Annotated in this window: 15 protein-coding genes; 11 read left to right on the forward strand and 4 right to left on the reverse strand. The window is 44.9% G+C overall.

The features are described 5' to 3' along the window. The first annotated feature begins 119 nt into the window (after positions 1–119). From AC04MM_RS07340 to AC04MM_RS07360, 5 genes are all read left to right on the forward strand, one after another. A complete protein-coding gene (locus tag AC04MM_RS07340; RefSeq protein ID WP_475379688.1) occupies positions 120–1,175 on the forward strand; it encodes a SprT-like domain-containing protein in 1,056 nt (351 codons plus the stop codon). A gap of 40 nt (positions 1,176–1,215) precedes the next feature. Further along, on the forward strand, positions 1,216–1,698 hold the full coding sequence (locus AC04MM_RS07345; protein ID WP_475379689.1) for a phosphatidylglycerophosphatase A family protein: 483 nt from the start codon (positions 1,216–1,218) through the stop codon (positions 1,696–1,698). An 87-nt stretch (positions 1,699–1,785) separates the two neighbouring features. After that, positions 1,786–2,337 (forward strand): CinA family protein, encoded by a 552-nt coding sequence (locus AC04MM_RS07350; RefSeq protein ID WP_475379690.1) that lies wholly within the window; start codon positions 1,786–1,788, stop codon positions 2,335–2,337. Positions 2,338–2,382: 45 nt separating this feature from the next. After that, positions 2,383–3,555 (forward strand): recombinase RecA, encoded by a 1,173-nt coding sequence (gene recA, locus AC04MM_RS07355; protein WP_475379691.1) that lies wholly within the window; start codon positions 2,383–2,385, stop codon positions 3,553–3,555. Positions 3,556–3,701: 146 nt separating this feature from the next. Further along, positions 3,702–5,783 (forward strand): hypothetical protein, encoded by a 2,082-nt coding sequence (locus AC04MM_RS07360; protein ID WP_475379692.1) that lies wholly within the window; start codon positions 3,702–3,704, stop codon positions 5,781–5,783. 18 nt (positions 5,784–5,801) lie between these two features. Here AC04MM_RS07360 and AC04MM_RS07365 read toward each other — a convergent pair whose 3' ends face one another. Further along, positions 5,802–6,365 (reverse strand): hypothetical protein, encoded by a 564-nt coding sequence (locus AC04MM_RS07365; protein ID WP_475379693.1) that lies wholly within the window; start codon positions 6,363–6,365, stop codon positions 5,802–5,804. A gap of 2 nt (positions 6,366–6,367) precedes the next feature. Further along, a complete protein-coding gene (locus tag AC04MM_RS07370) occupies positions 6,368–6,856 on the reverse strand; it encodes a glutathione peroxidase (RefSeq protein WP_475379694.1) in 489 nt (162 codons plus the stop codon). Positions 6,857–6,945: 89 nt separating this feature from the next. Here AC04MM_RS07370 and ovoA point away from each other — a divergent pair, with 89 nt between their 5' ends. The 5 genes from ovoA to AC04MM_RS07395 all read left to right on the forward strand — a co-directional run bounded on the left by ovoA (position 6,946) and on the right by AC04MM_RS07395 (position 16,142). Next, on the forward strand, positions 6,946–10,095 hold the full coding sequence (ovoA, locus tag AC04MM_RS07375) for a 5-histidylcysteine sulfoxide synthase (protein ID WP_475379695.1): 3,150 nt from the start codon (positions 6,946–6,948) through the stop codon (positions 10,093–10,095). Then, positions 10,088–11,227: an aminotransferase class V-fold PLP-dependent enzyme gene (locus AC04MM_RS07380; RefSeq protein WP_475379696.1), complete on the forward strand. Its 1,140-nt coding sequence runs from the start codon at positions 10,088–10,090 to the stop codon at positions 11,225–11,227. The genes ovoA and AC04MM_RS07380 overlap by 8 nt, the downstream gene beginning before the upstream one ends. A 108-nt stretch (positions 11,228–11,335) precedes the next feature. Continuing rightward, on the forward strand, positions 11,336–13,654 hold the full coding sequence (locus AC04MM_RS07385; protein ID WP_475379697.1) for a hypothetical protein: 2,319 nt from the start codon (positions 11,336–11,338) through the stop codon (positions 13,652–13,654). A 1-nt stretch (position 13,655) separates the two neighbouring features. Beyond that, a complete protein-coding gene (locus AC04MM_RS07390) occupies positions 13,656–15,566 on the forward strand; it encodes a hypothetical protein (RefSeq protein WP_475379698.1) in 1,911 nt (636 codons plus the stop codon). Between the two features lie 51 nt (positions 15,567–15,617). Further along, a complete protein-coding gene (locus AC04MM_RS07395) occupies positions 15,618–16,142 on the forward strand; it encodes a hypothetical protein (protein WP_475379699.1) in 525 nt (174 codons plus the stop codon). On the opposite strand, the gene AC04MM_RS07400 is transcribed toward AC04MM_RS07395, so the two are convergent. Further along, a complete protein-coding gene (locus AC04MM_RS07400) occupies positions 16,122–17,321 on the reverse strand; it encodes an aspartate kinase (protein ID WP_475379700.1) in 1,200 nt (399 codons plus the stop codon). The genes AC04MM_RS07395 and AC04MM_RS07400 overlap by 21 nt on opposite strands. A 41-nt stretch (positions 17,322–17,362) precedes the next feature. After that, positions 17,363–18,358 (reverse strand): lytic transglycosylase domain-containing protein, encoded by a 996-nt coding sequence (locus tag AC04MM_RS07405; protein WP_475379701.1) that lies wholly within the window; start codon positions 18,356–18,358, stop codon positions 17,363–17,365. Positions 18,359–18,632: 274 nt separating this feature from the next. Here AC04MM_RS07405 and flgF point away from each other — a divergent pair, with 274 nt between their 5' ends. Next, on the forward strand, positions 18,633–19,472 hold the full coding sequence (gene flgF, locus AC04MM_RS07410) for a flagellar basal-body rod protein FlgF (protein ID WP_475379702.1): 840 nt from the start codon (positions 18,633–18,635) through the stop codon (positions 19,470–19,472). Positions 19,473–19,490 lie beyond the last annotated feature (18 nt).

The raw sequence follows: 19,490 nt of genomic DNA on the forward strand, positions 1-19,490 counted from the left end.
ATAAACACTTTACTGAGCAATTTAAACTTGATCCAGTATGATTTCTTATCACTTTTTCGTCCAGCAATACGCTCTTCGGGCTGGACCTTGGGCTGGCAGAATCAGTATACTTAACGAAGATGCGTAATCATTTAGACTCCGAAAAAATCATTCTGCTAGAGCTTCGCCGCGAGTTTCTTGAAATTGCAAAAGCCCGCAAAATGAATTTTCAGTTAGTAAATATTCAACTTTTTGATTCGCTCACCAAGTGGGGAGAGTACGACCATTTGGCCCGTATGATCTCGATTTCGAGAAACCTTGTGCAGAAGTTTTCTTGGGCCCATGTTCTGGGTGTTTTAAAACATGAAATGGCTCATCAATGGGTTTATGAGAACTATCCCGAGTCGGATGTTTCAGCCCACGGAAAAGAATTTCATAAAGCTTGTGAGAAATTAAAATTACAAGTGCAATACTGTTCTGCAAAAGTGGAGTTGGCGTCAGATAATCCCGATTTTACCATTGAAGAAATGGCCAATCCCTTAATTGAAAAAGTAAAAAAGCTGATGTCGCTGGCCACTTCGTCGAATGAACATGAGGCCAGCCTTGCGGCGACTAAAGTGCGCGAACTGTATTTAAAATACAACCTTGAGCAAGCCGATCTTGCGGGGGTGGGCGGGCAAAAAAGTGATGTGGCGCATATTCTGATTTCAACCGGTAAAAAAAGACTGTCGCTGATCGAAAAGAAAATTATTTCGATGCTGGTTGAGTTTTACTTTGTGCAGGTGATTGTGGTTCACGAATTTGACGCTAAGACCCTAGGGCATTATCAGGCTTTAGAGGTGATCGGCCTTAAAGAAAATGCCTTGATGGCCGAATATGTTTATCATTTTTTACTGCGTGCCTGTAAGTCGTATTCAGGCACGTCGATGAAGCTGGGTTTGTTAGACGGATTTGCACAAAAACTTAAAGGCCAAGCCGTAAATCACCGGCCTCAGGAGAAATCTTTAATGGTGCGGGCTGAGGCCGAGCTTGAGGACTATGTGCATGATTATTTTCCGCGTTTACGGAGCCTGCGCTCATCTTCTCGCCACATCTCAAGCAGTGACTATAATCACGGCGTTTCTCAGGGGCAGAAGCTTAATTTAAACAAACCCATTTCAGACAAGCGCACAGGATCAGTTAAACTCATCGGGTAATCGCTGGACGTAATGGCTGAGATAGGCAACACTCTAGCTCATGAACGCAAAAGTCATTATTCAATTAGCTACCTTCTTCGGAGCTGGAAGATTGCCAAAATCTCCAGGGACCTGGGGAACGTTAGCGACAATCCCGCTTTGGTATTTGCTCGCGCAGTTGCACGCGGTTCCGTACATGATTGTGGTGCTGTTACTTTGTGTGGCGGCCATCTTGATTGCACAGGCTTACGAAAATTTGACAAGCACGCATGATTCAAAAGAAATTGTCATCGATGAAGTCGTTGGATTTTTAATTACCATGACGTGGCTTCCGCCTACCTGGCAAAGTTTGGTTGCGGGATTTATTCTGTTTCGAATCGTTGATATTGTAAAACCGCCGCCGATCAGACAACTTGATCGCAAAGTAAAAGGTGGTGTTGGTGTGGTGATCGATGATATTGCTGCTGGTATTGTGTGCAATATTATTCTTCAGATGGTTTATACCTATACACCATGGCTTGGGGCGCAAACCCAGACTTTATAATAGTTTTGTTTAAAAAACCTCTTTACATATATGTAAGTGATATGTAAGTTCATATGTAAGTTATATGAAAGTAATTACGGATTAAGCATGAAGACACTAGTAAATGTGCAAACAGAAAATCTGAATTCTCGAGTGGAAAATGCCCTCGAAAAAGCTATTCAGGTTATTCGTGACAAGAGTTTACTAGTGGGGTTTGCTGAGAGCTGTACCGGGGGACTTTTATCAAGTCGCTTAAGTCAAAAAGCCGGGGTCTCAGATATTTTCTGGGGCTCGGTTGTAAGCTACGCGAATGAAAGTAAAAGTGCTTTTTTGGGTGTGCAAGAATCAGTGTTCAAACAGTTCGGAGCAGTAAGTTCTGAGTGTGCGAAACAGATGGCTGAGGGATTGGCCGCACAAATCAAAAGAACAACATCGAAAGATGTGGTTACGGTGGCGGTCACGGGGATCGCAGGTCCGACAGGCGGAACAGAATTAAAGCCTGTAGGTACTGTGTTTTTCGCGGTGGCTGGTACGAAGCTAGCAACTCAGATTTTTCATCACGAATTCGTAAATACTGACAATAAAACTTTGTCTCGCGAGGATATTCAAGCTGCCGCGGCCGCGGTAGCTCTTGAGCATCTAAACGAAACATTAAAATAAATTTTTTAAAAAGATATTTTTATACATATATAAGAGAGGTAACACATGGCAAATCCACAAGATAACAGAGCAGCAAGCGACAAACTAAAAGCATTAGACTTAGCAGTATCAACTATCGAAAAACAATTCGGTAAAGGTTCGATCATGCGTTTAGGTAACGGTGATTCGTTACACAAAGACGTAGAAGTTATTTCTACCGGTTCATTATCATTAGACGTAGCTCTTGGTATCGGTGGTCTTCCTAAAGGCCGTATTATTGAAGTTTTCGGCCCAGAATCTTCTGGTAAAACAACTTTAGCCTTATCTACTATCGCCCAAGCTCAGAAAAAAGGTGGCGTGGTGGCTTTCGTAGATGCTGAACACGCATTGGATACAAATTACGCTCGTAAACTAGGTGTTAACGTTTCTGATTTATTAATCTCTCAACCAGACACTGGTGAGCAAGCTTTAGAAATCACCGAAACTTTAGTTCGCTCTGGCGCCGTTGACGTATTAGTTGTCGACTCAGTAGCGGCTTTAGTTCCACGCGCAGAGATCGAAGGCGAAATGGGTGACTCACATATGGGTCTGCAAGCCCGTTTAATGTCACAAGCTTTACGTAAATTAACAGCGGCGATCTCTCGTTCAAACACTTTAGTTATCTTTATTAACCAAATCCGTATGAAGATCGGTGTTATGTTCGGTAACCCAGAAACAACTACGGGTGGTAACGCTCTTAAGTTCTACGCTTCTGTTCGTTTAGATGTACGCCGTGTGGGTGCAATCAAAAACGGTGAAGATGTAACTGGTAACAGAACGGCTGTTAAAGTTGTGAAAAACAAAATGGCTCCTCCGTTTACTAAAGTTGAATTCGACTTAATGTACGGTGAAGGTATTTCTGAAGAAGGCGACGTATTAGATTTAGCGGTAACTGCAAATATGGTTGAAAAATCAGGCGCATGGTACTCTTATAAAGGTGAACGTTTAGGCCAAGGCCGTGATCAAGCTAAAGAATACTTAAAAGCAAATCCAGCAGTTAAAACTGAATTACGTAACGCGATTTTAGCAAAAAACGGTATCGGCGAGTTATTATTAACTAACGATATGTCTGATGCTGTAGCCGGCGAAGATTCAGTTGAAATGGAATCTCCGAAAAAAGCCAAAAAAGCCAAAGGCGCTGCTGCCGAAGCAGAAGCCCCAGCTAAAGAAGCTAAAGCGGCTAAAGAAAAAATGAACTAGTTCAGGTTAGAATTAAAATCTTGCTTACAAACTGCAAAGCCTCGGTGATAAACCGGGGCTTTGTTGTTTCAGAGCTGGAAAAAGTTGTTTGCACTTTAACAGCCCGAAAAATTTATTTTGTTAACTGCAATATACGCTGTTTCACAGTGAGACGACATGTTCAGGTTTTTTTGTTTACCACCGATAAAAGTCTGGTGGGGTTGAATGTCGTTAAATGCTGTTTTCTATTGTACATTCTATTTTTCAATCAAGTGCTTTGGGCGCAGCCCGACGCGCAGGAAATCACTGCGACTCAGGCGCAGCCCTCGTCAAATGACAGTATTAAGTTGAATCTTGATCCGGACAGCAAAGATCTTTTTAATCCAAGCGATAGCTACACGCAAACCCTTGAACGCATGAACGGCGACCTTTCAAATGGTTTAGAGACTAAGAGTGTCTGGTCAATGCAAGGTACTGGCGCTTCGCAAACACTAATCTTTGGTTTACCAACCTGTTCGTTTCAAACTCCAAATCGCTGTCTTTATTATGCAGCATGCCGCCGCGTCAACGGCTATTGGGATTTCATCGCCAACACATGTTCGCGGGCCGATTGTCATATTGGTACAATCGAAGATGTCACCAATCCCGGGCGCTGCCGCTGCACCAGTTCGCTTGGTGCGTCCAGTGTGTTTAATTTGGATAATAGTTTTTATGTGGATCGTGGTGATTATTTACAAAGTTGTCCGAGTTCGTGTAGGTCAGCTGAGAATGAAATTTATTCGCTGTATGCCCGCGCCTGTGTCTGTGAAGAAGGTTTTACCCGCGATGTGAACGGCAAGTGTGTGGCCAATCAAATTACGGCAGCATCCGGAACCACCCAGCGCGGCGTGGCTGCTAATGACAATTCGCCAAACTGTTGGGGCGAATTAGAGGCCAAAGTATCAAGTTGTGAATCAGCAGCAAGCGGTGCCACCAACCAATGTGACCCAGATGGTGGTGATTCTGATTCTTTGGCTTTAATGGAAAAGTTATTATTTAGCTCAAATAGCGGCGCTTCGCAAAACTGCGAAAAAGCTGCCACCGCAAGCACTTCTGGATATCACACCACTGACAGTGCGCGGGCCAAGTGTGATGAGACCATCAATACCTGTAGAACCAATTGTACTGACGCTGCAAAATACATGAATGATAATAAAGAGCGTTTATATAATGCCTGTCGGGAACGAGCGATGCAGGCGCAGGTTAATGAAGGTCCACCACTTCCGGCTGACCGTTTTAACCCGATGTGGGATGCTGAACACCGTTCTCAGGTTGAAAGTCAGTTTCAGGCGTTATTGAGCCGGGCTAATGGTTCGCGCACGACCTGCGAAACCGGTGAAGCGGCCAAGAATAGAAATAAGTTATCCGATAGCATGAATGATCTCAGCAACACATCGAAAGCGGCAGCTCAATGTGCGTGTCAGTTAAATCCGAACAGTGCAGATTGCTCGAAGCAAGTTGTCGGGCCGCTCGATTGCGTAAAAGATCCTTCATTGGCCGGCTGTAAGAGCATCGCCGATAACTGCTTTGATAAATCAAATAACTCTTTAAAATGTATTTGTTTTCGTGACCCAGGCAGCGCAGAGTGCAAGGGAAAATTTCCGTCAAATATGGCTGCCGGTGTAAATTTTAAAGATAGCGGCAATCAGAGCGGCTTTGCCGGGGGCCGCAAAGGCACTGAAGTAACTGGTGGCGTGACTGGCGAGAGCGGCACGGGTGGGGTTGAGACGACGGGGATCGGTAAAATCAATGTTGGCGATGGAATAAAAGAAGCTGAAGTCTCAACAGTCTCTGTGCCTGGCGCAAGTGAATCGCCGTCTAGTTCAGCGGGCAGTGCCGGCGCTGGAGCCGCACCGTCTGCAGCCGCGGGTAGTGGTGGCGCAGGTAAACGGGCGTTGCCGCAAGCACCAGCCGGTGATGCGACCATCGCAAAAAAACTCACCGGTTTTTTTAATAATGCCAAAATGGCCATCGGCGGAGTTTTCAAAAAAGTTACGGATAAAGAAAATTCAGCCGGCGAGACCTATCGTGACGTTGGACAACCCGCCCAGCAGATTGATGTCAGAAGATTCCGTCCGCGTGGTACCGTTCGTGGTATTGCCAGCGATCAAACGCTGGCCGGAAAACATGACGATATCTGGAAAGTGATGAGCAAACAGTACAAAGTTCAGGATCAGAAAGATAAGTTTATCTTTGATCAGGCCAATTGATTTTTTTACGTCTGATTTCTATAAAGTAAAACTGTAAGAAACCTTAAGTTGGCCTTTAGTGGATGCATCTAAGCTGCACTGGGCATCGCCGCACGGTACGTCGTAATTTTCATTCGGCGGTCTAAAGATTTTATTCATCGCTGCCTGTTGTAAATTTTCAATCAGCGTTTTTGTCAAAGCTTGGCCTTCAACTGTCGTCGCGGTGGCTTTTAGCATTTCGATGGCTTTTGCAAAAGCCTGATCTGAAGTAAATTCAGCTTGGCCTAATCGGGCATAGGTAAAGCTATAGCCGTAATGTGCACAGCCGCCGGTGGTGAATTCAACCGTGGCTTTATTTTTTTTAAAAACGGCTTTCTGGGTCAATATTTTTTGTTTAGCGTTTTTAACGGCTTTTTTGACCGAAGCATAGACTTTTGATTTTGCATCCAGGGCCGATTTGGCATTGGCAAAATCATACGAGCAGTTATCAGGTTGTTGAGTGTGCGAATTGGGCGAGGTTGCTGCCAAATCCGCGGGCGATTTAGCAAAAACCGGCGCAGCCATCAGACAGACAACACACAAAGTTTTTGCTAAATTTCTCATAACTACTTTCCTAACGCTTTTTTAATCGCTTCGTTGATGTCGGCTGGTTCAGTGTTTGGTGCGAAACGCTCGATCACCTTGCCATCTTTACCGATTAAGAATTTTGTGAAATTCCACTTAATCGCTTCGGTGCCAAAAATACCTGGAGCTTCAGCTTTAAGGTGTTTATAGATCGGATCAGCGCCTGAGCCGTTGACGTCGACCTTGCCTAACACCGGAAACGTTACGCCGTAGTTCATTTCGCAGAACGATTGAATCTCTTCATTTGAGCCCGGTTCCTGTGAACCAAACTGATTGCACGGAAAACCGAGGATAGTAAAGGCTGCGTCTTTATGCTCTTGATACAATGCTTCCAGCCCTTTGTACTGCGGGGTGAAACCACATTTACTCGCAACATTCACCACCAAAACAACTTTATCTTTATGTTGTGCTAAGTCATAGTCTTTGGCCTGGGCGTTCTTCACGGTGAAGTCAAAAAAACTTTTCTTCATTCAATCTCCTGATAGTTTGTAGCTATTGCAGCTACCGATCATAGCAGTTTTACGCTACGATGACATAGTAATTTTACAGAGAGAAGAATATGTCACTGAGCAACACACCCCAAACCGTATCTGTAACTCGTAACCCGAATCTTTCTGCTCCCAAAGTCGATCGTAGTTCAGCCAATGAAGTGCAGCAAAAATTCGGCTCACGGTGGTGGACCGGTGTTCATCCTGAGAAATGTGTCGGTTTTGATCCGGAAAAAAAATATCTGTCTGCTTTACCGTTGATTAATCTGGATATTTGCACCCGTCAGGATGTGCAGGATTATTTTGATAATACCTGGACGCTGACAGAAATCCTGTTTGCCAGCCTAAAACATGAATCGACCTACATCCGCCCGCCGTACCATCAGCTACGGCATCCGCTGGCCTTTTATTATGGCCATCCGGCAGTTTTGTTTCTAAATAAGCTCCGGTTGGCCGGTATTGTGGAAAATCCTGTGGATTTATATCTCGAAAAAGTACTTGAAACCGGCGTAGATGAAATGAGCTGGGATGATATGTCGAAGAATGAGATGGAGTGGCCATCAGTTGCGACAATCCATGAATACCGCCAGAAAATTTATAATCTGATTAAAAATATCATTCAGACACATCCGGATCTGGATCGAGAAACGCGCCAACGCAAAAACATTAAACTGGGGCCACAGCACCCGCTTTGGGCTTTGTTTATGGGGTTTGAGCACGAAAAAATTCATTTTGAAACCAGCAGTGTATTAATGCGCGAACTTCCGCTCGAATTGGTCGAAACACCAAAGTACTGGGCGCCGCTGTATAAATCACTATCGCCCGCGGCCGCAAAGCCGGTGGCCGGAAAAAATTATCCGCTCAATTCCTGGAGTAAACATGAGGGCGGTTCTATCGAGTACGGCAAACATGAATCAGCACCGAGTTTCGGCTGGGACAACGAATACGGTCTGCGCAAATCGGCAATCAAAGATTTTCAGTGGACTCAGAGTTTAATCAGCAACGGCGAGTATTATGACTTTGTCGCCAGCGGGGCTTATAGCGAAGATAAGTACTGGCAGGCCGAAGGTTTAATGTGGCGCAGGTTCCGTAATACCAAACGCCCGACATTTTGGGTGGCCAACGGTCCTGAGGGTTTACACGATTATAAATTAAGAACTATATTCGAGATTATTGATATGCCATGGGATTGGCCGGTAGAAGTAAATTTTCATGAAGCGCAGGCCTATTGCCGCTGGAAACAGGAGCAGGATAAATCGAAGCTGCATTACCGCTTGATTACCGAAGCTGAATTCGTTTCTTTAAAACTAAAACTAACAAATGATGAGGTTCTGCAAAGAAAAGAATTTCAAAAATCTGAAGCTCCGACCTCAGAAAAATTTAATTTTAATTATCATCACTCATCTCCGCGCCCGGTCAATACCGGTGCAGCACAAAACGGGGTTTACGATTTATTCGGCAATGTCTGGCAGTGGGCTGAAGATCAGTTTAACCCGCTTGAAGGTTTTAAAATTAATAAACTTTATGATGATTTTTCAACGCCGTGTTTTGATGGCAAACACCAGATGATCTTAGGCGGTAGCTTTATCAGTTGCGGACACGAAGCCAGCATCAACGCACGTTTTCATTTTCGCCCGCATTTTTTTCAGCATGCCGGGTTTCGTATCGCCGCGACCTTAGATGGCTCAAATGACAATTCTGCGGTTCGCTTAAAGGCCACCGGTGAGTATGTGCATACCCGCCGCGAAAACATTCTTGATCAGATGCTGGAGGAAAACTGGTGGCAACAGGTTCAACAACCCATGGAGTTATCAGCTGAAGAAATTCAAAAAACTTATCAAGTTGTCGAAGCTTTTGTGAGCCGGTTTGAACAAAACCGAAAATCAGTCAGTCCGATGGGATCAGCACTTGATCCGGAGACAAATGATATTAAAAAAGATTACCGCAGGCCGTACCAGACAACAAAAAACTTTCCGGCTAATCCGGAAAGCTTTGAAAAGCTGGCGCAGTTTTTAGCTAACGATATAGCCCCACTGGGACAGCAACCGGGGCACCCGGGTTATATGGCCTACGTGGCGGGGGCCGCCAATCCAATAAGTGCGCCGGCACAGGCCATGGCATTAACAATGAATCAATTTACCGGGCACTTCAGTTTGGCGCCGGGCTTGGTCACCATCGAAATGGAAGTTATCCGTTGGTTTACCACGATGATGAATTATCCTGACAATACAGCGACCGGCATCTTAACCGGTGGCGGCAGTCAGGCTAATATGATGGCGTTGGTTGCGGCCAGAAATAAATTTTTTGCAAAACAAAATGACCTGTCGAAGGCGCGCTTTTATGCCTCGGCACAAGTGCATCACTGCATCGGTAAAGCCCTGGCATTTCTGGGGTTTCCGAAGGAGTGTTTAAGGCTGATTCCGGTTGATCAGAAATTTTCTTTGATCACGGCTGAATTAGAAAAAGCGATCAGCGAAGATAAAAATAAAGGTTTAACTGCGGTCGCTGTTATCGGGACAGCGGGCACCACCAACACCGGAGCTGTTGACCCCCTAAATGTGATCGCCGATATTTGCGAAAAAAATAATATCTGGTTTCACGTCGACGGTGCTTATGGGGCGTTATTCATGTTGACCGATAAAGGGCAAAAAGCTCTAAAAGGCATCGAGCGCTCCCAGTCGGTGGCGCTTGACCCGCACAAAGCACTGCAGATCCCGTACGGGGTTGGCTGCCTGCTGATCAAAAACAAAAGTGATTTGCAGACCCAGTATGCAGGAAGCAGTTCATACATGCCACCATCACCGGGCTTTCAGGAAGAGCAGTTTAACCTAATCGATTTTGCCGATATTTCTCCGGAGTTATCGCGTGATCCGCGTGGCTTACGCGTTTGGTTGCCGTTAAAGACGTTTGGCATCGGGCCTTTTAAGCTGAACTTAGAAGAAAAAATCAAACTTTCAGAATACTTAAACAGCGAACTTAAAAAAATTGAACTGGTCAAAGTTATTTCAGAACCGCATTTGACGATCCAGGCATTTAATTTGGGTAACTCAGAAAAAACCAAAAAATTATTGGCGTGGATCAATGCGCAGAATAAACTATTCTTAAGTGGCTGTGAAATTAACGGCTGTTATTCGATCCGCGTTTGTCTGTTAGGTTACCGTTTACATTTTGCCCAGGTGCAAGAGCTTATCCAGTTAATTAAAGAAGGATTACATGTCTAATCTCGAAGCGTATAAGGCCCAGTTTAACAGAAATGAATTAGTGCATTTAAATAATGCGGGCTTACAGCCGATTACACGAGCAGCCCGTGAAAAAATTGATTATTGGTCACGCCGTTTCTGGGAAGAAGGTTTTAATACTGACAAAGACTACGCACAAGACGTCACTAACACCCGCGCAAGTCTTGCCGCTATGATCGGCTGTGAAGCTGGTGAGGTTGCCTTTTTTGTTTCAACGGCCGGTGCCATCAATCAAACCGCTTTTTCGGTGGGCCTTAAAGCCGGTGATGAAGTGGTGATGTGGGATCAGGAGTACGGAAGCCACTTGTACCCGTGGAAAGCCGCCTGTGATTTGGTTGGGGCAAAGCTTGTCATTGTTGAATCAGAAAAAAATCTGGCCACGCCGATGGAAAAGTATCTCAAAGCGATTACAGCTAAAACCAAAGTCGTCGCTTTTAGTTGGGTACAGTTTATGGCGGGAAGCCAGATGGAAGATGTAAAGCACGTAATTGCTACCGCAAAACAGCAGGGAATTTTTGTAGCGGTGGATGTGATTCAGGGCTTCGGCTTACACCCGTGTGATGTCTGGAGCTGGGGGGCTGATGCCGTGATGGGTGGCAGCCATAAGTGGTTATCTGCACCGGTCGGCGTTGGTTTTTTAGCTTTGCGTAAAGACCATATTCCAAAATTCAAACCGCACATAATCGGCATGTACACGTACGGCACCTGTGATGATCCATCTGATTTTGCCTGCGAACCTAAACGTGATGCCCTAAAGTTTGAACCGGGTTCAAAACAGGTTTTGGAAATCACCGCCCTGGGTGCGTCGATCGACGTGATTCAAAAAACCGGTGTAAGTGTTTTAGAAACTGAATCACTACGTTTAGCTAAACTATTGCGTAACGGGATTGTCGATTTAGGTTATGAAGTCGTCACGCCTTATCAGGGTGAAAAAATTCATTCGACACCTTTTATTAACTTTAAACCTAAAGGGTCGATGACCACCAAAGAACTGTCAGAAAAATTAAATGCGCGCAAAATTTTTCATGCGGTTCGCGGGCCGGGCTTACGGTTTACGCCACATGCTTTTAATTCTGAGACTGATCTGGAAAAGGCTCTTTTAGCTCTGAAATAGCCCCGTTAAAACGGCTATATTATCGTTACAAAAAGTTGTGTATTAATATGAGACACTGACTCAAGTCTGTATCATCTTTGGCCGATAAGCCCCAATGAGGGAATACCAATGAATAAACTCATATTGCTTATCAGTTTGATAGGTTTTATTTCCATTAACGCTTTCGCCAATAGTAACAAAAAGGTTAATACGGCGAAAACGCCAGGTTTCGGCATCGGCGGATTTCCGCAATCGAAGGTCGGCCCGAAATCGCAACCGGTGCAAATCCCTTGTAAAGCAAGTAGTCCGAATTGTATTGATCAAGCAAGTAAAACAACACAGCAGCGCCAAACGGCTTCAAGACCTGTATCCGGAGAAGAAAAAATTAAGCAGGATTGTCATCGCTCAACCGGCGGCTATGGTGATGCTTATCAAAGATGTCTTCGCAGCAATGGTATTGTTAGAGTAAATCGTAACATTAACAGCGATGATGCTTCGCAAACGGATGCGCGAGTTTGTAATCGCGCTAATCCAGTGTGTAGAGAATGTATTGATAGATATGCTTCTGGCGATTCACAAACATTTAGAACAAAAGTTACCGAATGTATTAACGCAAAACAGGCAGCAGACAGCAGACCCAAGTCTACGCCAAGAAGAACCGAAGAAAGAAGAACTGAAACCGCAGCAGCGCCAACTCGAGGTGGCTGCACGGAAGTAAATCCGCATTTATGTACAAGCGAAGCAACCTGCAGAGCCAAAAACGGTGTGTGGGATGCGAGTTCGAATGCCTGTGCGGCAGCCCCATGTCCACCAGGCACAACCGCACAAAGTGGAACCAACATGTGTAAATGTGACGGCGAAAATGTAACTGTGAGACGTGGCACCTCAGAAGTTTGTGCAAGTTCGTGTAAAGCCGAAGAACACAGGGAATATAGCGTAATGCAAAAAAGCTGTGTCTGTTCGGCCGGTTATATTGATCCATCTGGGCGTGGTACGGGCGCCTGTCAGGCAAGAAGAACACCTACGCCAAACGTCGAAGCGTGTTTACAGGAGCTGCAAGCTAAGGTCGACGCGTGCGGAACAGCTGCTGATGTGGCCGTCGACCGTTGTGATCCGAAACGTAAAGAAGGCGGCGATAGTATCGACGCCTTACAGGAATTATTGCAAGGCGGGTCTTCATTAGTCGGTGGCGCTGCGGCCAACTGCGGTCGAGCTGCGATTGCGGGGACTACTGGTTATTATGCGGTCGAAGCCGTACGTAACAAATGTGATGATGATATCAGTTCATGTAAAACATCGTGCTCTGATTCAGAATCTTTTATTAATGCCAATAAAGAAAAAGCTTACGAGAAATGTCGTCAAAAAGCTTTCGAAGATGACTCATGTCTAGCGAATCCCCAATACGGTGAGTTGGCTACGATAGGCAGAGAAAGTGAATTTTACGCAGCCTGGGATCAAAACAACCGTGCTCTGTTCGATCAAAAAATTCAGGAAATGTTAACAAAAGTTTCGACTGAAAATGCCAAATGCGAAACTTCAGGGACCGCTTTAGCCAACCGCGATAAAATGACCGATTTTATGGATGATATGGATAGCGCCTTTAAGAGTGCGGCCCAGTGTGAATGTCAGTTAGGTTCAAACAATGCTAACTGTGCCAACCAGGTTGGCCCGAAAGACTGTGCTGCAGATCCGACCCTGGCCGGTTGTGCGACGGCAAAGATCAACTGCTTAGACAGTACGAATAACTCGCCACAGTGTATATGTTTTAGAAATCCAACCAGCGATGCGTGTTTAGATGTAGCTAATTTACCGATGATTCCGCAGAACGGCTCTAATGTGAGTGGTTTTGCCGGCGGCACTGCGGCCAAGCCGGTAGCAGCTATTAATGGTGCCGGTGGCGGCGGGGCTTCGCAAAATGCAGGTGGTAAAATTGATCCAGGTGATTTAACCGGATTAAAAGAAGACAGTGAAATCGTTCCTTTAGGTAGTACTTCAGGTACTGCAACTGGTGCTGCTGACGGCGCGCCGTTTGGTTCAGCGCAGTCTATAGGCGGTGCTTCCGGAGGCGGTAGTGGTGGTGGTGCCGGTGCGGGCGATGATTTAAATGCAGCAGCAGGTGAAGGCGAAGGCGGAATCGGCAGCGGCATTAAAAGTTTTTTTAACACCGCAAAATCCGGTCTAAGCAATATGTTTAATAAAAAAGGTTCAGGTTCTAACAATGAAGCTACGACATCATACGGTCGCGGCAGCGGTGCCGGTGGTTTGGGTCAGGACGGCGTCGATACCAAAAGATGGCGACCTCGCGGAGCGCTGCGTGGCTTAGCGAGCGGTGCCGACAGTGAAGATCAGGTCATGGCCGGTAAGTTTGAAGATATCTGGAAAGTCATGAATAGGCAGTACAAAGTTCAGGATCAAAAAGATAAATTTATTTTTGGAGAGAAGAATTAATATGAAAAACATCATGTCATATCTTATAGTCATACTCTCTTTGTTCTCGTATCAGCTGGCACAAGCCAAGAGCTGTGAAGACACCAGTCCGGTAAAACTTTCGACGATGAAGTTTTTAGATAAGCCAGTTGTTGACCTGCTTTCTGAAATCGGCAGGAGAGATGTGATTGCCGGTTGTACAGTGATTGATGGGGTAAACACAGATAACGCAGCTAATGCCAAATGTAAGTACGCAGCTATCAATCCGGGTAACCCGCAGTACACCGGAAAAAATGCCGGTTACGGCACGACAGGTACCAATAAGATTGGTTATTACTTCTGTATGAATTTCAATAAAGAAGCCATGTGTAATCACATGAAGGGAAAGATTCCCGGAGTTGATGTGAGATATACTGGCCCCGTTGGATCTCGCAATAAAGGTGATTGTTTATGTAAGCCAACAGGTTCATCTCAATCAGAAGAAATTGAATGCCCGGCAAACTCTTCAGACGTAAAAGTCGCGAATAATTGTCCGGTGCCAGGGTCTGTCATGGAAGGCGGAAAATGCGTCTGTCAAAATGATAAAAGCATCACAGTGACAGGGACTGCAACGGTATGTCCTACCAAAGCTGAACCTGTGGTATCGGCAACCGCTACAGTAAGCGCTGACGAAATTGATGAGTGTGTCGCGGATCTACGTGCGGCCAAAGAACTATGTTCTTCAAAAGGTCAGGATGCCATTAATAAATGTAGTAAAGAGGCACCTGAGGTAAATAAAAGTGTCACCGAAGCGCAACGTGTGCTCGGTATCGGTTTAGATGCCTTGATTGCTAAAAATGCCGGTACAGGCGCCCTGGATGCATGTACTAGAATGAGTACTTTAGGTACGGGCGTGCTCGAAGCGTTAAGTTTTTTAAAACAAAATTGTCAAAAACAACTGAATGCCTGTAAGCAGGGTTGTGAAGATGTTAAGTCGTTAGTCGAAAAGTCAGATGAGGATTACATTAAAGAATGTGAAGCCAAATTTGCAGCTTCTGAAAAAAGATTCAGCTCCGAGCACAGATCTTTGCTAATCTCTACGCTAGCTGTTGAAAAACAACAGACCGGCGGCGCTGATGACTTTTGTAAAAGTAACGTGGAATTTGCTGATTCACAGTTCGGAGATTTTCTCGATAAGTTGGCAACCAGCGTGCAAAAAGCAGATATCTGCCGTTGTCAGTTAACGGCGGCAAGTATTAATCCAGAAACTTGTGAAAGTATTGTTACACCACTTACCTGTATTGAAAACCCGAATGCCAAAGGTTGTTCAATGAGTACGGTCGGTTGTGCTCCGAACTCAACAATCGGCGGTTGTAAGTTAAATGCCAATCCGACTCAGGTTGCTGGCTCGGGTGTTAGAGCGCCAATTTCTGGTTTTGCGAGCCCTGGCATTGGATCGGGTGGTTCTGGTGGTTTGGCTTCCGGTAAAGCAACTATTGATACCAGTGGTTTAGATGGTCTATACGACGATACTCGTCCATCGGCTTCGGCAACGGCAACAGCAGATGCGGGTTCACCTTTTGGTGCGGCACAGTCGGTTGGTGCTGGCGGCGCTGGCGGCGGCGGCGGTGGCGGCGGCGGAGATGGTGAAGGCGGCGGCGGAGATGGTGAAGGCGATGGTAAGGGCGGGTTATCGGCGTTTTTCCAAAATGCCAAAGGTTCAATCGCCAATATGTTCGGTGGCAGTACCGGTGATCGCGGAGCTGCAGCTAAAAAGGGTAATAACAAAGCCTATAAAAACGATGTGAATGGTTTCCGTCCTAAGGCGGCGGTGCGCGGTATGGCGAACTCGAATGAGTTCGGCAGTAAAAACCGTGACATCTGGAAAATTATGAACGAACGTTATACAGACCAGTACCACACATTTATTACGGTGGAGAATCCGTCAAAATAGAACTGGTTAAAAATAGGACTGGTTAAAAATAGGACTGGTTAATAGAGGGCTATGTTAAAACAATTCATCTTAGTATTACTTCTGGCGTTTAACTTTTCATCATGCGTGACTTACATGAAAAATGTAAGTCACGATTCCAAAGCGGTAGTTTCTGATAAATTCAAAGCTGATAAATTAAAAATATATTTTTCAAATAAGTCCGAATCAGACTTGCAGAATGTTGAGCTTTTTCGTGAATTGATTTTAGCAAAAAACATGTTCTCGGAAGTGCTGCTGGTTCGCAGCGAAAGAGTTGAAACCTGCGAAGGTCACTGTGTTTTGTTCACAAACAAAAAAAGTGAGCTTTCGATCGGCGAAAAGTTGAACTTGGGAGCAACTTATTTATCGTTAGGTCTTATCCCGTCGCGTTTCACCAATGAATATCAGCTGAAAAACCGCAATGGTCAGGTCGAAGATATCGAAATCGTTAACTGGGTTTCATTATTCCTGGTGTTATACGTAGGTAATGACACCTTTCAGGAAACAGAACAAAAGCAGTTAGTTAAACTGCAGACTTTAATCAATCAGGCTATGTAAAGCCTGAATCGTCTTATCTTTGTGTTCCTGGGCCACGATATAATTTAAACTCATTGCCGACTGGATAAAGTACGCCGGTTCAATACGGTTGTCTGCCAGTTTTTTGGTAACAGCAACTAACGTGTCATTTAAAGTTGAACCCGTGCAGGTCAGGCTTACAGAACACAGCTGGTTGTTGGCCAGCTTAATTTGCGGGAATTTTTTAAAATCCATAGCTTCGATGGCTGCCAGCTGTTCAGAAGGTGCTGTGATTAACACATGCATTTTTTTTTCAATGATGAACCCATTTAAAATCTGCGGCACAGCGATATTTGACTTTTGCAGGGCCTGAAAGAACGTGTCGAAGGCCTGCGCCGATGAATCACATTGAATGCTGAGTTCTAAAATCTTGGCGTGTGAGTTTACGGCTAACGGTTTTGAAGATTCAAACATAATGTCCTCGTGAATAATAGTGCCTTCGCTGCTTTCACCATGCTGGTGGTTATGCGCCGGGCCCACGTAGAGTTTTACTTTTTTGATTTTTGCCAGTTCGACCGAACGGTAATGAAGCACTTTAGCGCCCCAATATGTCATTTCTAAGAGATGATTGTAATTAAGCTGTGTGATTTTTTTCGCCTGCGGCACAAGTTTCGGATCGGCACTGTAGATGCTGCTCACATCTTTAAGAATCTCACAACGGTCAGCATTTAAAAATGCAGCCATGGCCACTGCAGAGGTGTCGGACCCGCCACGCCCTAACGTGGTGATTTCTTTGGTCACCGGTGATACACCCTGAAAGCCCGCCAAAATAACGATTTTATTCTGATCCAGGGCTTCTTGCACACGGTGGCCTTTAACGTCTTTGATCATCGCGCCCAGATGCGATTCATCGGTGAAAATTCCGGCTTGGCTTCCGGTGAAGCTGATCGCCTGATGGCCGAGGTCATTGAGTGCAATACTTACCAGAGACATGCTGATGCGCTCACCAACTGATAATAGCATATCAAGCTCGCGCAGATTCGGAGAGTTGCTTACATTATGGGCCAAATCGATCAGTTGGTTAGTGGTCTGCCCCATGGCAGAAACAACTGCAACGATCTTGATCTTTTTCTTTTTAAGTTCAGAAATACGTTGGGCCGCAGATTTAATTTTTTCAGGATCAGCCAGGGTAGCGCCACCATATTTTTGTACGATTAACATGCTTGTCTCCGCGTAGTCCAGTTGCACATCCTACGCCTCCGTTAATCTAACGCAAATTTTTTGTTTTGATCACGAAAAAATTGTTGTGCCACAGCGAGTGAACCCGTAGGCACACGAATCCAGTGCTGTTTCGTTGTTTTCGGGATATAGCCTAATAATAATTCAGCATTCAGATCTTTCAAAGATTTACGTGTTACACTTAAATAATCAGCCAACAATTCAATATCAGTTCCCGCCGGAGCTTTGACAAACTCGTAACTTAAAGGAAACTCATGGTCTAAGTTGCGAAAGCCATAAAGATTTGGGGCTTTGGCAATCATCAGTGCTGCTAAAATTTTCGGAACATAATCCTGAGTTTCCTGCGGTAACGCCCCTAAGCGGACTAATTCCCAGTAATCTTTGGTGCCGTATTTTTTTATACGGCTGCGCAGACCACCTTCACCCATGTTGTAGCTGGCAGCCACTAAATACCATGAGCCGAATTCGGCATACAGATCTTTCATGTAACGAATGGCTGCTTTCGTGCTTTTTTGCAGATCCCGGCGTTCATCAATCCAGTAGTTCTGGGTAAGACCGTAATGTTTGCCGGTTGACGGGATAAACTGCCACGGACCGACAGCTGCAGCAGAGCTTGTCGCCGTTGCCGAAAATCCGCTTTCAATCATTACCATATAACCTAAATCACCCGGCAGGCCTGCTTTTTTCAGTTCGGCTTGGATGTAAGGCATATACTTTGAAGATTTTTCGAGCCAGTTACGGAAAAAGTTTTTTCCTTTGGTCTGAAAGAAAGAAATCCAGTAGCTGACTTTGTGATTGTACGTGACAGGTAAATCAAAGATGAAATGTTCGTTTTTTCCGTTTTGCTTTTGCTCTAAGATTTTTAATTTATCTTTAAGAGAAAGCGTCTTTAATTTTTTATCGACGGCTTTTGTTCCAACAGCACCATTTGCTTGAGCTGCAACAGCAGCACGCGCCGAAGGCAAGCCAGCGGCTAAATTCAAAACAATGATCGCAGCGAAAAATGGACGTAGAAGCATCGCTTAATTATCCAGTGAACTTGCAAAAAGGTCGAGAGAGCATTTTTGACAGTCGAGGTAAGTACAGCTGACAAATTAATGACATCCTTTTCCTAGACTAGGTGTAAGTCGAGTCGACAAATTCTGCTGTAATGTCATTGTAATGGCGCTGGTGCAGGTAAATTTCTGGCAGCCAGACCAAAGACAAACCGCGGGATTTTGGCATTGGCGTTGCTCTTTCATTAATACTGAGAATCCCTGTGCAACGGATTTTTTGTAGTGAAGGAGTTAAACAATGAGTTTAAAAGGTGTTTATACAGCCCTAAGTGGGGCTATTGCCCAGACTCTAAAAATGGACACGATTGCGAATAACATTGCCAACGTGAACACGACCGGTTTTAAAAAAGACCAGCAGACCTTCAGCGAATATTTGACGGCGTTAGAAAAAGAACAAGACGTTATGAAAGTACCGAGAATGCCGGCGTCAATTGACAGTTTTTATGAATTAAACGGCGGCGATAAAGCTTTTGTTGATGCGGCCGGAACCTATACTAATTTTGAACAGGGAAGTCTTAAATCAACCGGCGGAAAATTAGACGTTGCTATTGAAGGTCAGGGTTTTTTCGAAGTTGGAACCCCGACCGGCGTTAAATTTACCCGTGCCGGAAACTTTACGATTGATGGCAACGGCCAGCTAGTGACGAAAGATGGTTACCCGGTGTTATTAGACGGCGGCGAATCTGAAGACGGTTTAATCTCAGGCGATAATTTTGATAACCGTACGGTTAAAGTCAGTGGCACAGCGCCGATTCATATCTCTGATGCCGGCGAAGTTTTTGAAGGCGAAACAAAACTAGGCAAACTATCTCTGGTTAATGCGGCCAACACCGACGCCTTACAAAAAGTAGGTAACAACTACTACACGATTAAAGAAAATATGAACGCTGAAATCACAGCGGTTAAAAATCCTTCGTTAAAACAGGGTTTCTTGGAAACCAGTAACGTCAATATCATCAATGAAATGACAGATATGATCATGGCGCAACGTGTGTTTGAAGGTACACAAAAAGCGATCAGTGCTTATGACAACATGAGTGATAAGCTGATCAATCAAGTAGGTAATACAAAAGGTTAATTAAGGACTAAGGGGTAA

Source organism: Bdellovibrio sp. SBM16, from assembly GCF_056175625.1.

Bases quoted from the DNA above. Each gene is read 5' to 3' on its own strand.
- AC04MM_RS07370 (WP_475379694.1), bottom strand. From the start codon at position 6,856: ATGAAGAAAAGTTTTTTTGACTTCACCGTGAAGAACGCCCAGGCCAAA.
- AC04MM_RS07340 (WP_475379688.1), top strand. From the start codon at position 120: ATGCGTAATCATTTAGACTCCGAAAAAATCATTCTGCTAGAGCTTCGC.
- AC04MM_RS07400 (WP_475379700.1), bottom strand. From the start codon at position 17,321: ATGTTAATCGTACAAAAATATGGTGGCGCTACCCTGGCTGATCCTGAA.
- AC04MM_RS07395 (WP_475379699.1), top strand. From the start codon at position 15,618: ATGTTAAAACAATTCATCTTAGTATTACTTCTGGCGTTTAACTTTTCA.
- AC04MM_RS07380 (WP_475379696.1), top strand. From the start codon at position 10,088: ATGTCTAATCTCGAAGCGTATAAGGCCCAGTTTAACAGAAATGAATTA.
- AC04MM_RS07345 (WP_475379689.1), top strand. From the start codon at position 1,216: ATGAACGCAAAAGTCATTATTCAATTAGCTACCTTCTTCGGAGCTGGA.
- recA (WP_475379691.1), top strand. From the start codon at position 2,383: ATGGCAAATCCACAAGATAACAGAGCAGCAAGCGACAAACTAAAAGCA.
- AC04MM_RS07390 (WP_475379698.1), top strand. From the start codon at position 13,656: ATGAAAAACATCATGTCATATCTTATAGTCATACTCTCTTTGTTCTCG.
- AC04MM_RS07365 (WP_475379693.1), bottom strand. From the start codon at position 6,365: ATGAGAAATTTAGCAAAAACTTTGTGTGTTGTCTGTCTGATGGCTGCG.
- AC04MM_RS07405 (WP_475379701.1), bottom strand. From the start codon at position 18,358: ATGCTTCTACGTCCATTTTTCGCTGCGATCATTGTTTTGAATTTAGCC.
- AC04MM_RS07385 (WP_475379697.1), top strand. From the start codon at position 11,336: ATGAATAAACTCATATTGCTTATCAGTTTGATAGGTTTTATTTCCATT.
- ovoA (WP_475379695.1), top strand. From the start codon at position 6,946: ATGTCACTGAGCAACACACCCCAAACCGTATCTGTAACTCGTAACCCG.
- flgF (WP_475379702.1), top strand. From the start codon at position 18,633: ATGAGTTTAAAAGGTGTTTATACAGCCCTAAGTGGGGCTATTGCCCAG.
- AC04MM_RS07350 (WP_475379690.1), top strand. From the start codon at position 1,786: ATGAAGACACTAGTAAATGTGCAAACAGAAAATCTGAATTCTCGAGTG.